The following is a 21,960-nucleotide window of genomic DNA, read 5'->3' on the forward strand; positions in this document are numbered from 1 at the left end:
TACGATGGCTTGGCGACGAAGTCGTGACACAAATAATTGACTGGCCACTCTCATGGGGCAGGCCAAATCCGGCGGCAGGTCCTCATCCCCAATTGATTGACTGTATTTCAGGAGCACAGGGTGACATCCGATAATATATTCGAAATTGCTAATGCGATTAGGGAAGCCATCATCGGGGCGGGTGGTATGAGCTTCGGCGGAAGGGAAACCGCGATCTGCGAAAGACAGTCGGGCCGAGTGTTCGTTTCCGGGCGGATATTGTTGAAAGGTGTCCGGATCGCGGTCGCGGATGGCGCTTTGGCGTCCCGCAAAGGCCCCAAATTGAATCCTGATTCCATGCAAAGCGCCGGGAGATAGGGTCCTACCATCGACGATTTTGCGATGCGCCGGACTTACTCAACAACAATGGCGATTGTGGCCTCCGGTGCGTTCACGGTAATGTCCGCTTTAGGCAGTGGCACGGCTAACTTTAAATGGCCGAGTTAAGGCGCAAAGCCGACCTTCATCTTCCGCGGCAGCACTCGCCCAATGCGCATGTGGACCCGACATGCACATGTCCAGCAAATGACCGTTTCCCGGACAGTCCGCGCAGGCAACCAAGATAATGGCATTCTCGGGTGTTTGGTGTACGGAAACTGCGCGTGCATTTCTATTGTGTAGATAACGCTTCACTAGCAGTACCTGCCCCTCTCCAACGGTGCGGACAATGTCTGTTTTAGAGCAACCTACTTGTCAGAATTATCTGAAAGGACTCAGTCAGTTTCGCAGTGCGTATCTTGCTGTCCTTCACAAAAGATCAACGCTCCATCCCGTCTATGGTCGGCTCTGGACAGTATCCAGCCTTCGGATTCGGTCCTTGATTGCTGCGGACCGACCAACGTAGCGGCGGATGATGCGCGATACGTTGTCCTCCTCCCATGCCATTATCTCTGCGATTTCACGCTCCGTCAGGCCGTTGATATAGAACTTCGTCGCGGCAGTGCCACGCAGGTCGTGAAAGTGCAAATCGCAACCCTCAGGCCATGCGTCCTTCTTGGCCTTGACGAAGGAACTGCCAAGCCCGTCCTTGTTCCAGGGGCGCCCTTTGCTCGAGGTCAGGATCACGGTCGAAACGCGCGGAATGCGCGCCAGCAGGTCTCTTAGTTCCTGATAGAGGGGGATGATCGCCTCTCGACGATGACTACTCTTGCCCGTAGTAACGACAATTGCGTCCTCTCCAACATGCGACCAGGACAACCTTACAAGATCGCCTGCACGTAGGCCGGTGCATGCTGCAAGCTCAATGGCGTGCTGCACTTCGATGGAGGCGTGCATCTTAACTCGAGCGATGTCTTGTATCGTCCATATGATCTCTGAACGAGAAACGCTGTAGAGATGTTTGATCCCTTCGCAAGGGTTCGAAGCAATCCTGCCGAGCGGATCAACCGCGTAGGAGAGCAAACGGGAGAGAACCTGCATGCCGTAGTCGGCAGATCTGGGTTTCTCGGCGAACGTCGCACGCCATCTGCGTATTACCGGTCTAATCTTCTCAGGTCGGTCGAACTGGGCGATGCGCAATTCCCCAAAGTGATCGGCGATCCGATCAAGCCAAGGACCCCAATTGCGCCGTGTCGAGTCGGCAAGCTTCCTGTATTCGGCGCTAGCCTTATACAGCGCTACGAGAGCACGGAAGCGGCCACTGTCAGTAGATTGTCGGCCGGCAACCGCCTCGTTATACGAGGCTAAAAACTCCGGCGACCCTGGCGTACCCTTGAGTCTCGGACCGCCGCGCCAAGCGTACCAATAGACTCGGCCTTTAGCCCTAACCCTATGAAGCCCCTTTAGCTCAAGCGTGACCATGCTTGGCCTCAAACGCTGTCAATTCGGCGTCAAGATCATTCGCTGATGCGGAGATTAACGGACCGCCCGACATCTCGATGCCCAACTGCAGATCTAAGACATGGTCAAGCGCCCTCCGGTCCCACACCTTTCGACCGAGGAGAACTACCGGTCTCGGCATTTTCCCGATCCGTACCAGCTTGTCGAAGTGCGTGGGGCTAACCCCAACATAGGATGCGGCTTCCTTGCGGTCGTATCCCCGTCGGAAATCAGGCGAGAGAGGATGAATAAGGCGTACAGCGAACATTGGTTGAACCTTCTCCTTCAACACTTGATGCGAAGCCTGCCGCTTGTAAAAAAGCCCGGCGCGCCCAAGGCAGGAGGACGGCCGGGCTCGACACAGAGTGTTTCATCGGCCGATCGAGACCGGCCGACAACAGTGAGTATTATAGCAATCGGTCGTCGGGCTATCGTTGGGTGCGACAGCCTGTCGCAACATTCTCCAGCTTGCCGCGAAGTGGACCTGCGGTTTCGCAACATCCATCTTGCTTGCCCGCGTCTTCAATCCGCCGAGGCATGTAAAGGCCGCCGTTCAGCATAACGATTCTGCGGCGTCCGTATCGACCTATCGGGCGTCACGCGTGCGCGCTTTTTCCTCCTTCTCCGCCCGGATGAGGTCTTTGAGCATGGCCTCGTACCTTTCCTCAACATTCGACCGTTTAGCATGAAGTTCGGCGGCTCGGGCATCCAGCTTAGCCCGGCTTGCGGCCTCTAGCTTCTCCCGCTGGGGTGGCGTCCAAGTCTCGCGTTCTACAATGAATTCTTCCCAAGCCTGGTCTAACTCTTGGTCCATTTTTTGGAGCGCCAAACGTTCGTCGGCAACTGCCTTTCGAGCCGGTGCAGCAAAAGCATCCCACTCAGCCTGACAGCTCGTGCCGCCATCCTCAAGCCAATCTCGAGCTTTCGCCGCGCGTTCAGGGGCGCTCTTGGCCCGCTCAACTCGCTTAATTGCAAGATCCTCACGGGTCGGAACATTAGGATCAGGACCATCAAACTCAAAATTGTGATCTTCCCATTCGTCTCCCGCATAAAATTGATCGCGAACCCCCAGAACGGACTCAGCAACATCTGGATACTCCTGGGCTGCCCATGTCAATATCTGTCGACATGGAACAGTGAGATCGCCGATATTGAATTCAAATCCCGCATCCATTGGGAATTTTATAGTTACACTGCGATGATACCCAACATTTCTGTGCTCTCTTTCATATTTTTTCTGCGCTCTATCCATCCTTTTGTACCAATTTTCGAGCTGCTGCGGCTCAAGATCGGTTAGAGACTTCCCGTATACAGCTTTCAATTTTTCTACTCCAATAGATTAATTGCTCACATGGCCGTTTACTATTCTATCGCAAATGGCTTATCCCCTTATAGCAATTTCTTCTTGGGTTGCTGCGACGGGCTCAATTTTTTTGTCAAAATCATTGGGCAGGTTCTGAGGCTAGCAACGGAACACGTCTGATCATGATTGAGATTGCCGAGGCGAAGCAGTAGCCACCTGGCCTTGGCGCGCTTCGCCCGTCTCGCGACATCGAGGCAACGGCGAGGAAGCAGGGGCGCAATTCGCGCCGAGGCGCCGGCACGACCTGCCCGCCCAAAACCTTGCAGTCGAAACTGGTTGGCCGAGCCCGAACCGAGCGTGTCGCTCTCTTCAGTGTGGGTCAGGATCCATGCCGGCAGGGTTTGCTTGGTGCTTGTGGTTACTAAGACGGACCGCGACTGCTCGCATGACATCTGTAATGCGGAATCGCGAGCGTTATCCGGTAACTCTTCGGCATCGTGCCGCCGGCGCGTGGATTGCCGCAGGGGTGATGTAAGCGTTTCCTATGTGTCTGTTTATTAAAAAGTAGTAGATAAAATAGGGAACGCTTACACCAAACAACCATAGGAAGCGCTTACAAGGACGCTCCCGGCTTGCAACTCTCCTCCGGACAAAAGGAGCTATGGTCACTCAACGAAGGCCGCCTTGACTTGAGTTTCTGTCGCGCGCGAAATGCCGCCACGTTCCTTCGGTTGCGTTCCTGATCTGCGTTGACCACCGGAGACGACGAGCCCGTGTTCAGTATTACCGCGTCGACAGTGCCCGCGGCCACGACCATGCATTTTTGAACGAGTGGACAGGACGCACAAGGATCGGAGTTGCGGTCGATACTCTCCTGGACGCCGAAACAGCTCAAAGAGAAATCCTCGTCGTCGAGCGGCTCTCTAGGCGCGGGCGTCCAACGAGCCCTCAAGTAGTCGTTCCTGACGCTGTCACGAACCTCGGTCCGGCAGTCGGAGGGCACCAACTCCATTGCGTCACGCACACATAGATGCCGCCTCGCCACGACCATCTCGCCAATCCAGTCGACCCAAGATTTTGAGCTCACGTTTAGCTCTGCGGCCATGATCTCCCGAAACTCGTGCTGCGCCGCCAGACCACGATCATGTTCTAGCCGATACTGAGGCAGCTCATTCAGCCTATGCATGTAGGTGGGTAGGTGATTTTCAACAAAAGAATGAAAAGTCGCCCACCATGCCTCGTTGTTGTTCTCGGATGCATGAACTTGGTTGGGCAGCATCGACCATCGCCGCTTCCGCCCCGCCGCGAAGTCAAAGGCAAAGGCGAGTTGTAGATCGTAAGGGATGGGAAACTCGTCAGCCCGTTGCCTAGCAGCCCAGAGCTGTGTGAACCAGCGAGCACGCTGTTTGGGAATCCCAGACTTAATGCCCCTTACTTTCTGGGCAAGGTCCCTTTCGATGTGCTGTCGAACGTATCCACGCAAAGCCCTCACATACATATCGCCAAACAACATGGTTGCCTCTAGCGGTGACAGGAAGCGGTAGTTGAACCACTTCGTTGTCATCAGTTTCGCCTCTTTGCCCAGATAATCAGGATGGATCAGGGTCCGCGCAACAATGAGATCGTTAAAGCGCTTTTGGGCTTTTTCTTTATTTTCAGGCATGGCATCTCCCTCGGGCGGCAGCCCGTCAAATGTTGGTGGTCATGGCCAGGACAGAGTTTTCTCGGAGCTGGACGTGCCGATTTGAGCGGCGCGCGCAGGCCGTTATAGCAAGAAGCTCGCGGGTTGTTCGTCAGCCTATGAAATCACGGGGGCGATGGGATCAAGTCAGGATGCCGAAGCTACAGAAGCGGGACAGAGACTATTTCGAGCGCAGGTTGCGCGACGAATTCCCTACGATTTATGCAGGCCTCAAAGCTGGCAAGTACAAGACCGTCAACGAGGCGGCGAAGGTGGCTGGGCTTGTGAAGCCAGCGCGCCCACTGAATACCCTTAAGAGTGTCTGGACAAAGGCAAGCCCGACGGAACGGCGCGAGTTTCTTGCCTGGGTTAGCAGCCGGACCGCGCCCGCCAGAAAAACCTCACCCAAGATCCCCTCGAAGGCGGTGGTGAACGCCGACTTCTACGTCATGGAATGGGTAAAGGCACGCGTCGTAGAGATCATGGGTGAACGCAGCATCAACGAAACCCGCGTGATGCAGGAGCTCGGTTTTTCATCTTTGGACGCGTCCTTGTGGAGGGCGATGCGTCGCTCGCCACCATCACGAATAAGGCCCGACTTGGCGAACGCGCTTCGAGCGTGGCTCCATGACCATCGGCATATCTAAGTTGGTTTGGTAGAGCACTCTACGTTTTGGTAGAGCGCTCTACGGTTTGTGTCTGCCGCCAGGAGAGGCGCTCCGCGGAAATCCTGGCTTAAGTGAGCACTGGCGCAACGCTGAAAATTCCCAGAAAGGCTTTGATCATGCATTCCTGGCCGAGATTTCGAAGAACGACGAGAACGTGCTGATCGAGGTCCGATTGCGGCGATCAACGGCCCTCCCCGGGGTCACCCAAACAGCCTTTCGAAGGGTTACATCTGCGCTAAGCGACGCCAAACAAATACCTATTTCACCTTTGCGTACAAAGGCCAGGGACGCTGACATGTCTTCGACTTTACCAGGTCAGCCCATGAGGGTTCGCAAGCTATTCCACTCGCTATGTCGGGGTTTGCCATCCGTTTTATGGAAGACCTGTGGCAATATAGAGCGGCCAAAAATGTGTCACTCCGCAGTGGTTTACGTTGCAGTCATTTTTTATTTCGAGCGACGGTTTTGCAACTTAGTGGAAACTTAGGGTAAACCAGTTGTCATGTTGAGGATGATGACTTTACAGGATTGGCGTGGGTTAGGTTGCATAGCCGTCAACCAGATTTGGCCGGAAGTAGACAATGCCTGTGTGCAATCCGCCCAGTGGTTGACGGTGTAGCCGTGAGATTGGATCTGAGACCAAGTCATCAGGTCGGCCACAAGCGTTGAAGCTCGAGTGCATCCCATTAGGAGAGGCGCTTCCAGATTTCCGGAGCTCTGTGGCGCCAGAAGGCATCCGGGTCAGAGTCGATGGGGAAACCTAGGACTTCGCTTTTGGGGCGTTTTACCCATCTAAAAACGACGATTGGTTCCCCAACTATGCTGATTCGTCCAGCAGCAGTTCGGGCTGCGGCCAACCTTCGCAACACAGCTTGCTACGAAAGGTCTCATCGAGCTGTCGGCTGCAGGAAATGATGGGCCGCCAGTGAGAGGCCCATCGACGGCGCGCGTGAGTGGGAGTCAGGGTTTAGTTGAACTACATCCGTTGCTTCCGCCTGGGCCTAATGCGGGGTCCGCCGTCGTTTTGCAGGTCGATCGCAAACTCTTTCATGCGTGAGACAAGACTAAGCAGACTGTTGTGGCCATACGTCCGCGGATCGAAATCGGGTCTCAGTCTAAGCAGCGTCTGCTCGACGTGCGTGAGTTGTGCCCACCCCTCTTGGCTTTGTGCATGTACCAGCGCACGTCGGAGCAGACCATATGCGGTGGCGTCAGGCTTCGAGACGTTGGTGTGAGCTACCGGCATCGTCACAGCACTCTCCGGTAGAAGACTCTCGAGATAGACGAAGCGTCTACACGCCAGTCTTAGACGCTCGGGGGTATCAGACCTTCCGAACCCGTACAGTGGCACGCCCTTCTCTCGGATCCGAAACGCGAGCGGGCAAAAGTCACTATCACCTGAAACCAGGCAGATCGCATCCAATCCACCGTCATTTAATAAATCCATTGCGTCCACTGTAAGGGCAATGTCGGCAGAGTTCTTGCCTCTGCCGACACTGAAGTGTTGCCGTGGAACGACCGCATGTCGCGCGAATGCCGATGCCCAGGCAGCAGACCATAGTCCGGTGAAGTCGCCGTAACCTCGCCTTACCCTCGCATAACCTATAGCCGCAACTTCTTCAAAGAGCCGGTCTGCAAAGCGTGCAGGAACGTTCTCGGCATCAATGAGGATCGCAAGGTTGTGAACTTGGCTAACACTCATAAAATAAGCTTGTTGGTCGGGTGGATATCGGCGACGTTCGAGAACATGCGGTTCAGTCCAGCAGGAGTTTTTCGAGCCGCGTCAGTCTTTCGGGCGTTAATTCAGGATCTGCATTGCCCGAAAAATTGCGTATGGCCTTAATCCAAGCCCGCTCGTTTGGCGTACGTTCGATGCTTAGCTCTTGGATCTTGAGGAAATCACTAGGATTGAAGAACTGCTGGAGCGCGAGCGTCCAAAGCTGATTAGCGTCGCACCCAAGCGCTCCCGCGAGCCCTGGAACACGGTCCAGCGGAACTTTGGCTTCTCCGCTCATAAATAAATAGATTATATCTGCCTTAGAGAACCCAGCGATGATAGCGATGTCTTCATAATTGTATTTTGAGGCATCAGCCCATTTTCTGATGAATTCAGCAATGGGGGTATTTTTCGTTTCGCCTAACATTTTCAAGTCTCCTCAAATAAATCTAACTGATTCGACAATTTTATATCATATTTTGATTGGTATACGCACTGGATAATTACGTTAGCCTTATGGCTAAACAGCTAAATGGCTATTTATATATTTAGGTGTTCTGGCGTTTCAAACTGATATTTACTTCGACCTGCCACCTGAGTTAACGTTTGCTCTAAAGCAATTCCTCGATTCATGGCATATGCGCCTTCTGCTGGCTTGTGTGCCAAACGGCGCTCTAGGGCATATAGTGAGCGTGCCGGCTGCCTTTCCGCTCTGACGTTGAACGCCACATCGACCGCAAAGGAAGCGGCTGGCGACCCGAATTGGCCTGAAATTGCCGTGACCCGGGCGGCAGCATTGCGCCCAATTCCGGACGTACAATTAGTCGGCTCCAATTTCCAAAAGCAGACATCCGTCGTATGGATCACGATAGTCCGCGCACGTGATCGATTTTGAACCGCATCCGATATCGATGAGGTTAGCCGCTTTTTCTATCCGAATGAGGTGGCAGATGTTCTCGCTCCGATGCGCACAGTTCACATGGAGCGCCGGTCAGCGACAGCTAATGCGCGAAGATGCGCAGCCTCGCGTTTGCGCGGCTGCACACCGTCGTCAGGCTGTCGATATACATGATTAGCTGCCGGGTTCGATTGGAGAGCGTGCTTGCGAGCGCGAGGTCGCGAGCACGCTCTACATCAAGCAGTCGCCCCGCGACCAGCCAGACCTCTTTGTTGATCCGGCGATCGCGAAGCGCCGCGCGGACCGTGGGTGCAATCTTATCCTCCGCGATGCCGTCGGCATTTTTGAATATCCGAATATTGCCGCCAGTTGGCACAGGAATAGCCGTGCTGTTCGCGGTATAGCCGCGTTGCCAGCGATCATCCTCGATCTGCGGTGACGAGGTGATGAAGAACCCAAGTGAGGCGGCTACCTGTCGTCCAACCTCCTGGATCGCAGTGACGGAGGCCTTATTATCGCTTCCATCGTTGCCCAAGGCCTTGGCGTGCAGCAGCACTACCTTAGTCTTGGAAACAAGGATGAAATCGGCAAGCTCTTGTCCATCATCATCGAGCAGGATCAGCGGGAATTCCCGAAGCGCGTCAGCGTAGGCGTCAGGTCCAGGTCCAGTCAGGCCGATATAGCGGCTGGTAAGCCCGAATATGGATTCCTTTTCCCATTTCGCGGTGTCGCCTGCCGCCCATGCCACCTCCCCTTTCTCGACAAAGGTCTTTTCGAGCGCGGGGATCGCCTCGGCGACATCAAGCGCTGGTACCCGATTGTCGATCACCAGATCGCGGGCTTTGACCCAGTTCCCATGCATGTAGACCTTATCGGTCTCGGCGGTGAGAATGCGGAAGGCTTGGTCGGTATTGATCCGCTCGGTGAGAGTCGTGACGGTGCCCGATGCCGAAAGCCCCTGGCCGAATTCGGCATTTAAGGCGTCGCTGGCGAGCATGTAGCGATCGGACTTGCTGTTGTAACTGATCGCGCAATCGAGTTTGCGGCCGTCGATCATGGTCACCTGGAACTTGCCGTCGACGATGTCGGCACACAGGTCGAGCACGGCGGGCGTCCTCGGCGTTGACGGTTGTCCTTCCTTGTCGGCGATGAAAACACCGAAATCGTCGAGTGGCTGAAGATCGAGTAGGATGTTCGTCGGCTCCTTGGCCTTATCCGGATCCGGGACGGCAAGCTGGGCGAATCGCTCGAAAACCCGATTGCTTGCAGTGGCCGTTGTGAGTTCCTTGTCGATGGCGGTCGCCCAGCGCACATAATCGTCGATGCTAACCCGCCGGACGCTGGCATCGGTGAGCTTGGAGCGGCTGAGACCCAGATAGCGCGCAGTGTTGTTGACGTAGCCGGCGACATTGGTCGGCAGCAGAACGGCATCTAGAAGGTCGGTGAAGGTGTCTTCAAACGATGCTGTACTGGTCGTCATCGTTCGGATCGCGCGATCGGCCATTTCCAAGGACGCGGTCGCGAGCTTTGTGATCCGGACCTTTTGTGCCGTGCTGCTCGGACCGAACAGCCGGACCAGCTCTTCCCGGTCGAGCCGCGCGACGCCAATCTTACCGGCATCAAACGGCACGCCATCTGTGTCGAAGGCGAACAGGCGATTATTCACCCGCACCAAGAGGGTCAGTCCGAACTGCCATTCGGTGACGAAATGGCGGCTCAGATAAGGGCTTTCATCGACCGTAAAGAAGGTCCATCCCCAGACATTCTCGGGCAGACGCGCGATCGGGCGCACAACGAACCGATTGCGCGCGAGGATGCCTTCATAGGCTTCCGTTTCGACGAGCTTGTCGTGAAAACCGGCGCCGATTGAGAAGATGGCGGCGCGGCGCGGTACGAGGAGATCGTCGCGATCAAGCGATTCCAAAACCGGCAGTCGCTCGCGGAAACGCCCATCGACATATTGCTGCTCGGGCATCTGCGGAACGATCTTCTCGGGCAGGTAGGCCTCACCCGGGATGATGCTGGCGAGGCTGGTTTCGCCAGCGGCTTCGAAGGCGAGATATTGGTCCCAGCTTGTCCTGAGCCGCGAAAGCTGATCCGGGTTGCGCGCGATTACCGTCGCGGTCTGTATTTCTCGGCGCTTGGCATCGGTCGAGCGAAGCACGCGGCCGATTTGCTGGACGAGCTGTCGGTCATTGGTGAAATCATCGAGAAGGGCTACCGCCACGAAGGTTGCATCGTCGATGCCTTCGAGCAATTTCGTCTGGTGCAGCCAGAAGGTCGCACCGCCGGATGTGGCCTGGGCCTGCTTGACGGTCACGAAGCGTCCCGGATGAGCCTGGCGGTTCTCGTCCTTGCGCACCTGATCGTGGATCAGCACGGCGTTGGACTGTTCGTCTCCAGCCAGGAGAGGCTGGAGCGCTGCCAGCGCGCTCCAGGATGCGGCCCGCACGATGATCTTGGATCCGGCAGGCTTTTCCGCGAGCAGCGATGGCGTGATCGCAAGCAGCTGCTCGGCGAAAGTTTTGATCGCAGTCTTGTCCGCTGCGGTCAAGTCCTGGTCTGTATCGTAGAGGGCGGAATCGATTGCTGGCAAACTGCCATCGCGGGTTGCGAGATCGGCAAATTCTACGACGCGCACGATCCTAGCTTCGGCGGCCTTCGGGAAGGGGAAATTGTAGGCGTAGGCGCCCCGCACCGAGAAGAGTTTATAATCGTTGCGGAACGGCGTAGCACTCAAGAGAAGTGTCGGGCGCGAAAGCGAGCGTACACTTCGGCTCCAGGATGCTGCGGGCTCATAGTGTCCTTCGTCGACGACGACAAGATCGAAAGTTGTGAGCAGGGCGAGAATTTGGTCGAGCCGCAAGAGCTCGGACGACTGTTTCTTCTCCAACGGGCCGATACTCGCCTTTCGCGCAAGCCGATCCCGATCGATCCGTATCTTGTCGAGAGCCTGTAGGGTGCCGACCAGGATAACACGCTCACGTGTCTCGGCCTCATGGCAGATCCGCTGAGTGCGGCCGGCATTGGGAAGGAGTATCCGGATCAATGCCGGATCGACGCCCGGTCCGGTCCAATCATCACCTGCTGCGTCGGCAACGCCCATATTTGCCCAAAAGCGCCGGCGGATATCACCATACATTTGCTGGACTAGCCCCTCACGCGGCGTCAACACGAGCGCCCGGCGGAGATTGGGAAGACAGCGGGTCAGTACAGCGATGACGCCAGACTTGCCGCTACCCGTCGGCATCTTGATGAGCCCTGCTTCGGCGCGTCCATCCGGCTGCCTGAGCCGGGCATACGCTGCGCCAAATGCTATGGCCTGCTTCTGATTACCCCACAGAGAGAGGCCGGTCGGGCTTCCCGTCCAAACCGGCAGCGCCTCAAGCGCTGTGATATCCTTTCCGTAGCCTGCCTTGTCGAAACCGTCGCTAGGTGGGATTTCGAACGTCGTGTGCCTGTCATGATAGGCAAGCTTAAGAAGCATCCAGTTTCCCCCGTCTTGGCGACCTCGGAGATAGAGAGGCAGACTACAGTCATTTGTCTACTCGTTTTCGCGCAACTGCTGCTAAAGCGCCTCGATTATCTTTGCCTGGCTGCTCACCGAGAAGTACGGCTTTGGCAATGCAGTGATCATGCACGTAACCCACTTCGATCCATATGGGCACGCCTTCTGGGTTGTGGCGAACAGCGACGTTACGGCGCATTAGTTTCCGGGGCAGCATCCCATCATCGGCGAGGAGTGGCACTGGCCGCTCTCCGCTGGGCGCGGCAGAAACCCGACAGTCGTCTATCGGCCAAACCCGGTCATCCGTTGCGCTTACCTATTTGGCAAAGGCAGGGAGTGAGGTTCAGTTAAAGTACGATTTCACACTGATGCGGTGTCCTGGCTCAAGTGTTATTCCGGTCGAAGTTCAGCTGCACCCGACGTCCGAGCGTCGCCAAGCTCGAAATAAAGCGAATGGAGTATGACATAAAGGACATTATGTCATATAGAGACGCGAGCTTTTCGATGCGGCAGCACGCCTCGATGTTGTCGACCTCTGCTTCGCCTTCTCAGGCTGGGAAGGGGGGCGTTATCTGCACAATAGAAATCCGCTCCCAGTTTCCGTACACCATACGAGCCCAAAAACTGCTTCTTTGCCGCATGGGTTAGCAATGCGGAAAACGGTCGTTTTCAGGACACACTCGCTACCGGGATTGCTGACGTAGGACCCGTGCCTCCCGGAGCAGGGAATTGCGGTCGGTGCCCAGCATGCTGATGAGGCCCCGCGCCTGCTCCTCGGTGATACCGGTTTCCTCGGCCAGATGAATTGCAAGCTTATCGCGCTCCGTCATGCGCGAGCCGTCGCCTTTGTCGTCGCCCATGGTGAGTTGTCCCTTCTCACTTGGCATCTATCCCTCAAGCTCAAGCGCAACGGCGGGCACTGTATTTCGTTCCGCACCCTTCGTGATTGAAAGGGTGCCCCTGCACCCCTGCCTGACCGGCGAGGCTGCCAGAGGGGTTGGGTGCGGCCGCAGGCGAAGCCGAGGCTCGGCCTTCTTGCGGACACGAGGGGCGGGAGCCCCTTAGAACCGAAAAACCACTTGATTCACCCCTTGCGTGGGATAGCGTATCGACCTACCTACCGCCAAAAAAGCGCCCTTCGTTTGTCCCAAATTTCGGGGATAATTCCATGGACACCGAAACCGCTATCTCTGTCGTTCTTTTGGAAGATGAGCCGCTTATCGCGATCGACATTGAAGACCAGCTTCAAAGCGCGGGCTTCAACATCGTGAAAGTGCTGTCGACCTGCGCCGACGCTTTGGAGTGGCTGCAAAACCACTCGCCCGACATCGCCATCCTCGATCTCGAACTGCGCGACGGAGCCTGCGAAGCGGTTGCTCATATGCTCATGGATCGCAAGATCCCGTTCATCATCCATTCGGGCATTTTACCCCAGCTCCATGACCCGATTTTCCTCAGTGGTCAGTGGGTGATGAAACCCAGCGCACCGGAGGAGCTTGCCAAAGCCATTCACGCCGCCCTAGGGCAGCCAGCCTCGTTTTGAGCAGCGCGACAGTCGATTCTCTTGCGCTCGTGAACCTGCACCGCGAGGACCTCAATGCTGAGCTTTCAGACTCCTTGCCTCTTTCAGCAGGGACGCCCGGTCGATGCCGATCATATGGATAAGCTCCCGGGCCTGCGCCTCTGTGATGCCCGTTTCGCGTGCCAGGAATCGAACCAGGAACTCCTCTTCCTCCTCCATCCGCCCACGCTCCCGCCGCTTCTGATCCTTGAGGGACGGGGGCTTGATCTCAGCGTCACGCTGTGAGTCCAGGTCGGCGTCCTCATCCTCGTCCTTCACGACCAGGCCTGCTTCCTTAGCTGCTGCAAGGAAGGCGCGTCGCGCATTGTCGACATCGTCCTTTGATGTCAGGCGCCCGGTGCAGGCGCGGAGGGCAGCCCGGTAAGCCGGGCCATGTTCTTCGGGCCACCGCTCCATCATGAACACAGCCGCCTGTGCGACACTGGCCAACCTCCGGAACTCGCCTGGCTTTGACGTCTCAACCACGATCGCAACGTCAAAAAAGGCATCGTTCATGCACAGCCCTCGTCCGGATTGGCATGCGAACGAAGGAGAAAGGTATTCGTTCCGTTAACCGGAAACTCGCAACGTCTCAATCCTATTCTGTAAGTGACTGGACGGACATTGTTGCGGAGGCTAGACCCCATGCCAGGAAGGGTGAAAACCCAATGGATGCCAACCGGCTCGACCACAAACTCGATTGCAAGACGTGCGGGACGATCCAGATGGATATCCCCGACAACGCCACTGAGAACACGCCTATCCATTGTAGCAGCTGCGGCGGCTACCTCGGCGAGTGGGGCGAACTTCAGGACGATTTTCACAGGCAGGCCGGCGACACCCAGGCCTTCGACCTGAACCACGGCAACATCACCAAGAAATAGCAATGGGCGGGCGGACGCACGGCTGCCATGCAAAATTGTGCGTTGCACAATATTGGGCAAACGACGACTTTTATCGCGTCGGCCATCTACTCCTCCCAGATGCGATGCCGACACAAGGCGAGCCACACCTCCTCCCGTGGCGAGCTTCAGATCGAACCCGCTGCCACCTCCTCCCGGCAGCGGGTTTTTTCATGGGCCGATGGTTCGCCTAGATCAAAGATGCGCTCGACCTCGTCATGCCGACGGTCATAGAGCTTGGGTCGGACATTATCATCGATAGGAGGATCTGGCGTAGACGTATTTGTCTAAGGGCCAGCGGGACCCGCCACCCTCGCTTCAGCAGTTGGGATGGCCGGCAGGAATTTGCGCAATTCTATTTCTTTTTTACCGCTGCTGCTGGGTTCTGTCCCGTTGCCGCCTTGGTCTTTGCATCCTTCGAATGCGCAGCGATGGCAGGGCCGGCACCGGTTTTCTTGCGCATATCACCTGACTTTTCTGGAGCGGCTTTTTTGCCAAATAGTTTCGTGAAGAATCCCATGTCATCCTCCGATGGCGTCGTCAGACGCGGATTGCAATTCCGAATAATCTACCGATGCTACAATCGTACCCTGGGCATTGCGCGCTCGCACGGCCCAACCGGTTGGTGCTCGGTTATTGTCCAGGGCGTCACGCCATAAATCCTCGGCCGACCTGCGGACTTCCGCTTCAACCGCCCCAAGGTGAGGCAGCTTAATACCGGGCAACTGGCGGACCACTCCGTCGTCCTCATATTCCAGACTGTAGCTGTCGGCGTCGACTGGCGCATCGTAGTTCTGCCCAACAGGTTCCGGGTTGTCCGCTGGCGTTGCCGTGTCCGAGCCAAAGGTCGCTATCTGGACCAGTACGACCTTGGCCGCATCCACAAGCTGTTCGTCGGTTCGGGCAGTTTCGCCGGCCGCAAGCGTGACGCGCACCTGTTCACCCCCTTCGCCTTGGAATTCAACCAGATGGGCATCCTGGCCTTGCAGCACGCGGGTGTCGACAACCTCCATAATCTTCTCCTGTTGGCTGGGATCAACTTGAGCCCCGGCGATCGCCAGGGCTCGGGAAGCTACGAAATTGATTACTCTCCGCTAAGCGGCCTCGGCGGCCAGGTTCACGGCCGACTCGGCGAGCGCCGTCAATGCCTCGTCGGTGGCCTTTTCTTCGCCAAGCGTGAGGTTGAGAATCGACACCGCTTCGTCGAGGCCGAGTTCGGAAGCCCAAGTCTTCATGGTGCCGTAGCGCGAGATCTCGTAGTGCTCGACAGCCTGCGCAACGGCCAGAAGGCCGGCATCCAGGGCAGGAGTGCCCTTGTATTCTTCCATGATCTCGGCACCTTCGTCGGTGATGCCGACGATGGCGGCGCAGGTCTTGGCCTGCGGCTTCTTGCCGATCACTTCGAAAACCTCTTCCAGACGCGCAACGTGCTCCTGGGTTTCACCGTGGTGCTTCTCGAACGCAGCCTTCAGATCGGGGCTTTGCGCCGCCTTGGCCATTTTCGGCAGCGTCGCGATTATCTTCTTCTCGGCGAAATAGATGTCCTTCAGCGTGTCGTGGAACAGTTCGCTTAGGCCCTTGTTGGAGGCCGCTTTGGTCGTTGCCATAGTTGTGTCTCCCTTGTTGAGCCTCGACGCGAGGCGCACAGGAAACTTCGATCAACGCAAGTGGTTCCAGCTCTGGGTGAGACGGCCGGAGCGAGCACTCCGGAGCCCTTGATCAGTCGATCTTAAGCCGGTCGGACAGGCACTTTGCTGCCTTCTGGCCAAGCGCCTCCTTGAATGCGGCAGCCGCGGCATCGCAGCGCTCTCTTGAAGGCCCGTTGATCATCAAGATGATTTGCGCGGATTTGGCGGTAAGTCCGTGCCTGGCCACAAATTCCGTGACGTCGTATCGGCCGTCTCCTTCCGTGGGTTTGCGACCTTGCATCATCCCTCTATGCAGCGGCACGTCGTGATAGGTGTTATTATCGGATGCGCGATTTTCGCGCCGGCTGGAGCTGAGCTCCGCGGATGACTCGCTATCGGAGCTAGGCTTTCGCCTTTCGCTTGGCGGGAGCCTTCTTGGCTGGCGTCGCAGGAGCCGCCTTACGCCCAAGGCCTATCGACTTCGCGAGGGCTGAACGCGCCGCAGCATAGTTTGGTGCTACCATCGGATAATCAGCCGGCAGGCCCCACTTTGCGCGATACTGGTCTGGCGTCAGCCCCAGCAGGCCCAAATGCCGTTTCATCGACTTGAATTTGCGGCCGTCCTCTAGGCTGAAAATGTGATCCGGAAACACCGACTTCTTGGGATTAACGGCGGGCACCGGGGGTTCAGTGGCTGGCGCTACCGGCTGGCTCAACCCTGACAAAGACCGGTGCACTGAGGCAATCAGATCAGGGAGGCCTGCAACCGGCACCGCATTATTGCTTACAAACGCCGATACAACATCGGCGGTCAGCGCAGCCAATTCAATTGCATGAGCGTCGGTTTTATCAATCATTTGTCGATCTCCATCAGTGAGCTCGATCTGCTTTTACAGATGATGGCAGACAACGCAACTCGGCCAACAATCTCGGTCGTCGACTGCCCCTGCCGGCACCCTTCGCAACGAGTCTTATATAGAGCCTGTAGCTTGCCGTGCCTGAGACAATCCGTTGAAAACTCGATCCGCATCCCACGGTTTCCCGACGGCTAAGCAAATCGGCCCAACCAGTCGCGATCCTGCGGCTGGGCAACGTCGTGGCGGCGGTGATATGGCCAGATAATAATTGCCACCACCCTGTGACTAGCATCAGAGTGTCATCGAACGGGCGTCAAAACCTATAACGCAACATTGGTCTCGGGCACGCTGCAATGGCACACGACCACGATCACGGACATGACCACCACGAGCACGGGGTGGGGCACGGCCATGCTCCCGCCAATTTCGGCAAGGCCTTCGCGATAGGCGTCGCCCTCAATGCCGCGTTCGTCGTGCTGGAGGTGGTCTATGGGCTGGCCAGCAACTCCGTGGCGCTGCTGGCCGATGCCGGACACAACCTTTCTGACGCGCTTGGTCTAGGGGTCGCATGGGCCGCCGTCATCCTGGCGAAGCGCAGGCCTACCAGCCGGTTCACCTACGGCCTTGGCGGTTCATCGATTCTGGCGGCCCTCTTCAACGCTGTTTTCCTGCTGATCGTGACCGGCGGCCTGACATGGGAAGCGGTCCAAAGGTTTTACGAGCCGCAGGTGGTCGGCGGTAAAACCGTGATGATCGTCGCAGCCTGCGGCATCGTCCTGAACGGCGTTTGCGCGTGGCTGTTCGCCTCGGGCAGCAAGAACGACCTCAATGTCCGGGGTGCTTTCCTGCACATGGCGGCCGACGCCCTGGTGTCGCTCGGCGTCGTGGTCGCGGGATTCATTATCCTGATGACCGGCTGGCACTGGATTGACCCGGTCATGAGCCTCATTATCAACGCGGTGATCGTCTGGGGAACCTGGAGCCTCTTGACCGGCTCTGTCACTATGTCCCTGAACGCGGCACCGCCCCAGGTCGATCTTGCCAAGGTAAGAACCTTGCTGCTGGGGCTGCCAGGCGTCACTGGGCTGCACGACCTGCATGTCTGGTCACTAAGCACCACCGAGGTTGCCCTGACCTGCCATCTGGTTACGCCGGACGCTCCCTGTTCCGATGAAACGCTGTTTCATGCGGCGGCGGAGTTGAAGGAACATTTCGGGATCGGCCATGTGACCCTTCAGCCAGAGAGGGCGCCGTCGAGCGCCCATCTGAAGGCGATGCACGATCATGGATGAGAAAGTTCCGGGCATGAAATCTAACGATGCTCTCCGTCGCGTCGTCCTGCTCGTCGCGCTGCTGAATCTCGGCTATTTCGGCGTTGAGTTCACTGTTGCGCTCGCCATCGGCTCGGTGTCGCTCTTCGCCGACAGCATCGACTTTCTGGAAGATGCCTCGGTGAACCTCCTCATTCTGCTCGCGCTGGGCTGGTCGATGCGCGCCCGCTCGCGGGTCGGCATGGCGCTGGCGCTCATCTTGCTCGTGCCCGGCTTGGCGACTCTTTGGACAGCGTGGGAAAAGTTCAACTCGCCGGTGCCACCGCAACCTCTCGCTCTGATGCTCACCGGCTTGGGCGCGCTCGTCGTCAATCTCTCCTGCGCCTACATGCTCGCCGCCTACCGGCATCATAGTGGCAGCCTGACGCGCGCGGCGTTCCTGTCAGCCCGCAATGATGCGTTTGCCAACATCGCCATCATTGCGGCCGGTCTAGTGACTGCGTTTCTCTGGCGCTCGGCATGGCCAGATTTGGTGGTAGGCTTAGGGATTGCGGCGTTGAATGCCGACGCCGCCCGTGAGGTATGGGAAGCCGCCCGAGAGGAACACCGAGTGGCCGCCTGATGGGCGCCGAGGAGGCCCGCCCTGACCCCCCTGCAAAAAGTCATCTTCCTGCTCGGCGCGGCTGCCGCGATTTCGCTGGGCAGCACCGTGAGTGTGCTGCTCTTGGAACGAGCGTTCCCAGATTCTCCCATGCTGACGATCGCCGGGCCGCTGCTCTGTGCCGGTTCTGCGCTGATTTTCTGCAAATGGTATTATGGCAGGCTGTGAGGGAGCTTTTGTCAATATGGCGAGTTAATACCGCGATTGGGGCAGGGGAGGCGTCAACATGAATACCAAATCGGCAAATCCAGTGGTTGGAACATCAAAGCCACGGCTGCTCGACGTGCTCGGCCCGGGGCTGATCACGGGCGCTTCCGACGATGATCCGAGCGGCATCGCCACCTATTCGCAGACCGGCGCGCAGTTTGGCTTCGGGCTCACCTGGACCATGCTCTTCAGCTATCCGCTGATGTCGGTCGTCCAGGAAATCAGCGCCCGCATCGGCCGCACCACCGGGCGCGGCATCGCCGGCAACATGCGGGAGTATTACCCGAATTGGCTGCTGCAGGCCGTGGTGGTGCTGCTGCTTGTTGCCAACACCATCAACATTGGCGCAGATCTCGGTGCCATGGGCGATGCCCTGAAGCTCATTATCGGCGGCCCGGAGCTCCTTTACGTCGTGCTTTTCGGCGCCGTCTCGGTCGCACTGCAGATCTTCCTCAAATACAGCCGTTACGTTTCGGTCCTGAAGTGGCTGACACTGTCCCTGTTCGCCTATTTCGGCACGGTTCTGTTTGTTCACGTGCCGTGGGGCGAGGTGGCCAAAGGCCTTTTCATTCCCCGGTTCTCGCTCGATGCGCAGTTCTGGACAGCGGTCGTCGCAATATTCGGCACGACCATCAGCCCCTACCTGTTCTTCTGGCAGGCTTCACAGGAGGTTGAAGACCAGAAGGCCAAGCCCAAGCGCGAGCCTTTAAAGCAAGCACCGGAACAGGCCGAAAACGCGATCCAGCGCATCCGGCTGGACACTTACGTCGGTATGGCGTTTTCCAACATTGTCGCCCTCGCGATCATGATCACGGCCGGCGCCACCCTTCATGCCAATGGCACCACGGATATCGAATCCACCAGCCAGGCTGCTGAAGCACTCCGGCCGGTCGCCGGCGTGTTCGCCTTCGCCATCTTCGCCCTCGGCGTTATTGGGACCGGGCTACTGGCCATCCCGGTCCTCGCCGGTTCGGCCGGGTACGCGCTCGGCGAGGCCCGCAAGTGGCCGGTCGGCCTTGAACGCAAGCCGCTACAGGCAAAGGCGTTCTACGCCACGATCGCCATCGCCACGCTGATCGGCGCGTGCCTCAACTTCACGCCCATCAATCCCATCAAGGCACTTTACTGGAGCGCCGTGGTCAACGGCGTCGTCGCTGTGCCGGTGATGGCGGTGATGATGCTGATGACGGCGCGCAGCGACGTCATGGGTGAAGTGACCGTGCCGCTGGCGATGCGCCTGATCGGCTGGCTTGCGACTGCCGTGATGGCAGCGGCGGCAGTGGTCATGATTGTCCAGATCGTCCTGTAGCCACCCCTCTTGCAGTCTTAGAGGGTGCCGGTGGCCAGTGTCACATCGCCGTCGAAACATGGCGATACTGAAGCCGCAACGCCAAAACGCGTCGTCCTCCCACAACTATGGCCCCCGTCGCGCCCTGCCGGCGGGACACCCTCATGAGGGTGGTGACGCCGGACGGGTCTCCCAAGCAGCTTTTTAAGGCTACTAGGAAGGAGCACCCAAAGGTCTCGAAGAAGGATATCGCCAGGGCGGCCTTTTTCTCGATTATTTCCAACGCGGATCAGGACAGGTTCGGAACCTGCAGGCGTTCGCCATCGCCGAGCGCACCCAACCCGCGGACTAGGCACGCTCCCCGTTAGGTTCATTTGCCGACAGCATCGAACGGATCGCGTCGATGGTATTGACGACCGCATCCGCTGCCTGACGGCCGAGGGCGATATCCAGCCGACCTTCGGTCTCTGGATTGTTAGGATTCCGAGCTTGCAGCGCTCGTCTGATTGTTGCCACGTGGATTTCAGTCGGTACGTAGGGCCGTTTTTCCATCTGGTTCATCGTGCAAAAGCTTGGCAGCCACATCAGGGTATACCCCCAGGCGACGTAACTAAGCCGGCGCGGTCTACGCGAACGTCCGCTATGCGCCGGTGGGTTCAACCGGTCATCGCAACACGCTTTAATCTGAGAGGATTAAGAGGTGTTGCATGGTGACGTCACGGATCTGGTTTACGTCAGCGCAGAAGGCCGAGCTTTGGGAGCGATGGAAGCGAGGTCAGAGCATTTCGTCGATCTCGCGGGCACTTGACCGCCGGAACAAGACCGGCGTTCAGCGGATCGTATCCTTACGCGGCGGCATTGCTCCGTCAGCTAGGCGTAGAGCGGCCTTGGCGCTCGGGCTGGCGGAGCGCGAAGAGATCTCTCGCGGGATCGCGGCGGGTCTTGCGATCCGCGCTATTGCACGAAGTCTCGGGCGATCCCCATCGACAATATGTCGCGAGATCTCGCGCAATGGCGGCGCACAAGCGTATCGTGCAACCCGGGCCGACAAGCATGCTTGGGAGAGAGCGCTGCGCCCGAAGCAGTGTCGGCTGGCATGCTCCGGGCGGCTACGATGGCGGGTGGCGCAAAAGCTGGCGTTGCAATGGTCCCCGGAGCAGATAGCGGGCTGGCTGAGGCGAGAGTACCCAGGCGATCCAAGCATGCGGATATCTCATGAAGTGATCTATCGCAGTCTATTCATCCAGTCGCGAGGGGTGCTCAAGAAGGAACTAACAGCGCACCTGCGTACCAAACGACAGATGCGGCTCGCCAAAGGCGCACAGAGCCGGACGGGGCAAGGACAAATACTCGATATGATCTCCATCCGCGAGCGCCCCGCCGAGGCTGAGGATCGCGCCCTCCCAGGCCATTGGGAGGGTGATCTGCTCACCGGGGCGAACGACACGCACATCGCCACCCTCGTCGAGCGACACAACCGGTATGCTTGTAAAGGTGGCGAGGAGGGACTCGGCCACCGTCGTGGCGGCCCTTGCCCAGACGATCGGCACATTGCCCGAAGAGTTGCGGCGCTCGCTAACTTGGGACCAGGGCAAGGAGATGGCTCGGCACAAGAGCTTCACCGTTGCAACCGATCTACAGGTCTACTTCTGCGATCCGCGAAGTCCCTGGCAGCACGGCAGCAACGAAAATACCAACGGTCTGCTCAGGCAGTACTTCCCGAGAGAAACCAACCTCTCCCATGTCTCGCAGGCCCAACTCAACGCCGTCGCCCTGCGGCTCAATGAGCGACCCCGAAAAACCTTGGACTTCGAAACGCCGGCCGATAGGCTACAGAAGGTGTTGCGATGACCGGTTGAACCCACCGCCTCATTCCCGCCATTCGGGCGAACGTCAATGTTGACCGAAAGCGGACGTTGAAATTGGCCGTTTCTCAAAGTGCGCCCGGGGCGC

General features: G+C 57.8%; 19 protein-coding genes and 1 pseudogene. 7 read left to right on the forward strand and 13 right to left on the reverse strand.

Annotated elements, in window-relative coordinates:
* Positions 1–813: 813 nt before the first annotated feature.
* The 3 genes from DBIPINDM_RS43315 to DBIPINDM_RS11600 all read right to left on the reverse strand — a co-directional run bounded on the left by DBIPINDM_RS43315 (position 814) and on the right by DBIPINDM_RS11600 (position 4,823).
* The gene (locus DBIPINDM_RS43315; RefSeq protein ID WP_318036933.1) at positions 814–1,839 is read right to left on the reverse strand and encodes a tyrosine-type recombinase/integrase; all 1,026 of its coding nucleotides are present in this window, start codon (positions 1,837–1,839) and stop codon (positions 814–816) included.
* 604 nt (positions 1,840–2,443) lie between these two features.
* A complete protein-coding gene (locus DBIPINDM_RS11595; RefSeq protein ID WP_258585841.1) occupies positions 2,444–3,178 on the reverse strand; it encodes a hypothetical protein in 735 nt (244 codons plus the stop codon).
* A 595-nt stretch (positions 3,179–3,773) separates the two neighbouring features.
* Positions 3,774–4,823, reverse strand: a complete 1,050-nt coding sequence (locus DBIPINDM_RS11600) for a hypothetical protein (RefSeq protein ID WP_258585842.1) — start codon at positions 4,821–4,823, stop codon at positions 3,774–3,776.
* A 170-nt stretch (positions 4,824–4,993) separates the two neighbouring features.
* On the opposite strand from DBIPINDM_RS11600, the gene DBIPINDM_RS11605 reads away from it, so the two are divergent.
* Positions 4,994–5,488 (forward strand): hypothetical protein, encoded by a 495-nt coding sequence (locus tag DBIPINDM_RS11605; protein ID WP_258585843.1) that lies wholly within the window; start codon positions 4,994–4,996, stop codon positions 5,486–5,488.
* Positions 5,489–6,485: 997 nt separating this feature from the next.
* Here DBIPINDM_RS11605 and DBIPINDM_RS11610 read toward each other — a convergent pair.
* From DBIPINDM_RS11610 to DBIPINDM_RS11625, 4 genes are all read right to left on the reverse strand, one after another.
* Positions 6,486–7,211: an NYN domain-containing protein gene (locus DBIPINDM_RS11610; protein WP_258585844.1), complete on the reverse strand. Its 726-nt coding sequence runs from the start codon at positions 7,209–7,211 to the stop codon at positions 6,486–6,488.
* A 52-nt stretch (positions 7,212–7,263) separates the two neighbouring features.
* Positions 7,264–7,653: a hypothetical protein gene (locus tag DBIPINDM_RS11615; protein WP_258585845.1), complete on the reverse strand. Its 390-nt coding sequence runs from the start codon at positions 7,651–7,653 to the stop codon at positions 7,264–7,266.
* Positions 7,654–8,227: 574 nt separating this feature from the next.
* The gene (locus DBIPINDM_RS11620) at positions 8,228–11,611 is read right to left on the reverse strand and encodes a DEAD/DEAH box helicase (RefSeq protein WP_258585846.1); all 3,384 of its coding nucleotides are present in this window, start codon (positions 11,609–11,611) and stop codon (positions 8,228–8,230) included.
* Between the two features lie 704 nt (positions 11,612–12,315).
* Positions 12,316–12,492, reverse strand: coding sequence for a hypothetical protein (locus DBIPINDM_RS11625; RefSeq protein WP_258585847.1), 177 nt, complete (start codon positions 12,490–12,492; stop codon positions 12,316–12,318).
* A gap of 308 nt (positions 12,493–12,800) precedes the next feature.
* Between DBIPINDM_RS11625 and DBIPINDM_RS11630 the strand changes: the two genes are divergently transcribed.
* Positions 12,801–13,175 carry a response regulator gene (locus DBIPINDM_RS11630; protein ID WP_258585848.1) on the forward strand — a complete coding sequence of 125 codons (375 nt, stop codon included), beginning with the start codon at positions 12,801–12,803 and terminating at the stop codon, positions 13,173–13,175.
* Positions 13,176–13,226: 51 nt separating this feature from the next.
* On the opposite strand, the gene DBIPINDM_RS11635 is transcribed toward DBIPINDM_RS11630, so the two are convergent.
* Positions 13,227–13,709, reverse strand: coding sequence for a DUF982 domain-containing protein (locus DBIPINDM_RS11635; RefSeq protein WP_258585849.1), 483 nt, complete (start codon positions 13,707–13,709; stop codon positions 13,227–13,229).
* 152 nt (positions 13,710–13,861) lie between these two features.
* Here DBIPINDM_RS11635 and DBIPINDM_RS11640 point away from each other — a divergent pair, with 152 nt between their 5' ends.
* Entirely contained in the window at positions 13,862–14,077 is a 216-nt protein-coding gene (locus DBIPINDM_RS11640; RefSeq protein WP_258585850.1) for a hypothetical protein, read from the forward strand.
* A gap of 373 nt (positions 14,078–14,450) precedes the next feature.
* Here DBIPINDM_RS11640 and DBIPINDM_RS11645 read toward each other — a convergent pair whose 3' ends face one another.
* From DBIPINDM_RS11645 to DBIPINDM_RS11660, 4 genes are all read right to left on the reverse strand, one after another.
* Positions 14,451–14,615: a hypothetical protein gene (locus DBIPINDM_RS11645; RefSeq protein ID WP_258585851.1), complete on the reverse strand. Its 165-nt coding sequence runs from the start codon at positions 14,613–14,615 to the stop codon at positions 14,451–14,453.
* A gap of 1 nt (position 14,616) precedes the next feature.
* Positions 14,617–15,108 (reverse strand): DUF6894 family protein, encoded by a 492-nt coding sequence (locus DBIPINDM_RS11650; protein ID WP_258585852.1) that lies wholly within the window; start codon positions 15,106–15,108, stop codon positions 14,617–14,619.
* Positions 15,109–15,189: 81 nt separating this feature from the next.
* Positions 15,190–15,702 (reverse strand): ferritin-like domain-containing protein, encoded by a 513-nt coding sequence (locus DBIPINDM_RS11655; RefSeq protein ID WP_258585853.1) that lies wholly within the window; start codon positions 15,700–15,702, stop codon positions 15,190–15,192.
* 422 nt (positions 15,703–16,124) lie between these two features.
* Complete coding sequence (locus DBIPINDM_RS11660) at positions 16,125–16,580, reverse strand: MucR family transcriptional regulator (RefSeq protein ID WP_258585854.1); 456 nt, start codon at positions 16,578–16,580, stop codon at positions 16,125–16,127.
* Between the two features lie 353 nt (positions 16,581–16,933).
* Here DBIPINDM_RS11660 and DBIPINDM_RS11665 point away from each other — a divergent pair, with 353 nt between their 5' ends.
* The 3 genes from DBIPINDM_RS11665 to DBIPINDM_RS11675 all read left to right on the forward strand — a co-directional run bounded on the left by DBIPINDM_RS11665 (position 16,934) and on the right by DBIPINDM_RS11675 (position 20,028).
* The gene (locus tag DBIPINDM_RS11665) at positions 16,934–17,872 is read left to right on the forward strand and encodes a cation diffusion facilitator family transporter (RefSeq protein ID WP_258585855.1); all 939 of its coding nucleotides are present in this window, start codon (positions 16,934–16,936) and stop codon (positions 17,870–17,872) included.
* Entirely contained in the window at positions 17,865–18,473 is a 609-nt protein-coding gene (locus DBIPINDM_RS11670; RefSeq protein ID WP_416361751.1) for a cation transporter, read from the forward strand. Before DBIPINDM_RS11665 ends, DBIPINDM_RS11670 begins: the two co-directional genes overlap by 8 nt.
* A gap of 265 nt (positions 18,474–18,738) precedes the next feature.
* A complete protein-coding gene (locus DBIPINDM_RS11675; protein WP_258585856.1) occupies positions 18,739–20,028 on the forward strand; it encodes an NRAMP family divalent metal transporter in 1,290 nt (429 codons plus the stop codon).
* 327 nt (positions 20,029–20,355) lie between these two features.
* On the opposite strand, the gene DBIPINDM_RS11680 is transcribed toward DBIPINDM_RS11675, so the two are convergent.
* Entirely contained in the window at positions 20,356–20,592 is a 237-nt protein-coding gene (locus DBIPINDM_RS11680; protein ID WP_258585857.1) for a hypothetical protein, read from the reverse strand.
* Between the two features lie 122 nt (positions 20,593–20,714).
* On the opposite strand from DBIPINDM_RS11680, the pseudogene DBIPINDM_RS11685 reads away from it, so the two are divergent.
* A pseudogene (locus tag DBIPINDM_RS11685) lies at positions 20,715–21,858 on the forward strand (IS30 family transposase).
* The last annotated feature ends 102 nt before the right edge of the window (positions 21,859–21,960 follow it).

Origin of the sequence: Mesorhizobium sp. AR02, from assembly GCF_024746835.1 — a bacterium.
Taxonomy (GTDB): Bacteria; Pseudomonadota; Alphaproteobacteria; order Rhizobiales; family Rhizobiaceae; genus Mesorhizobium.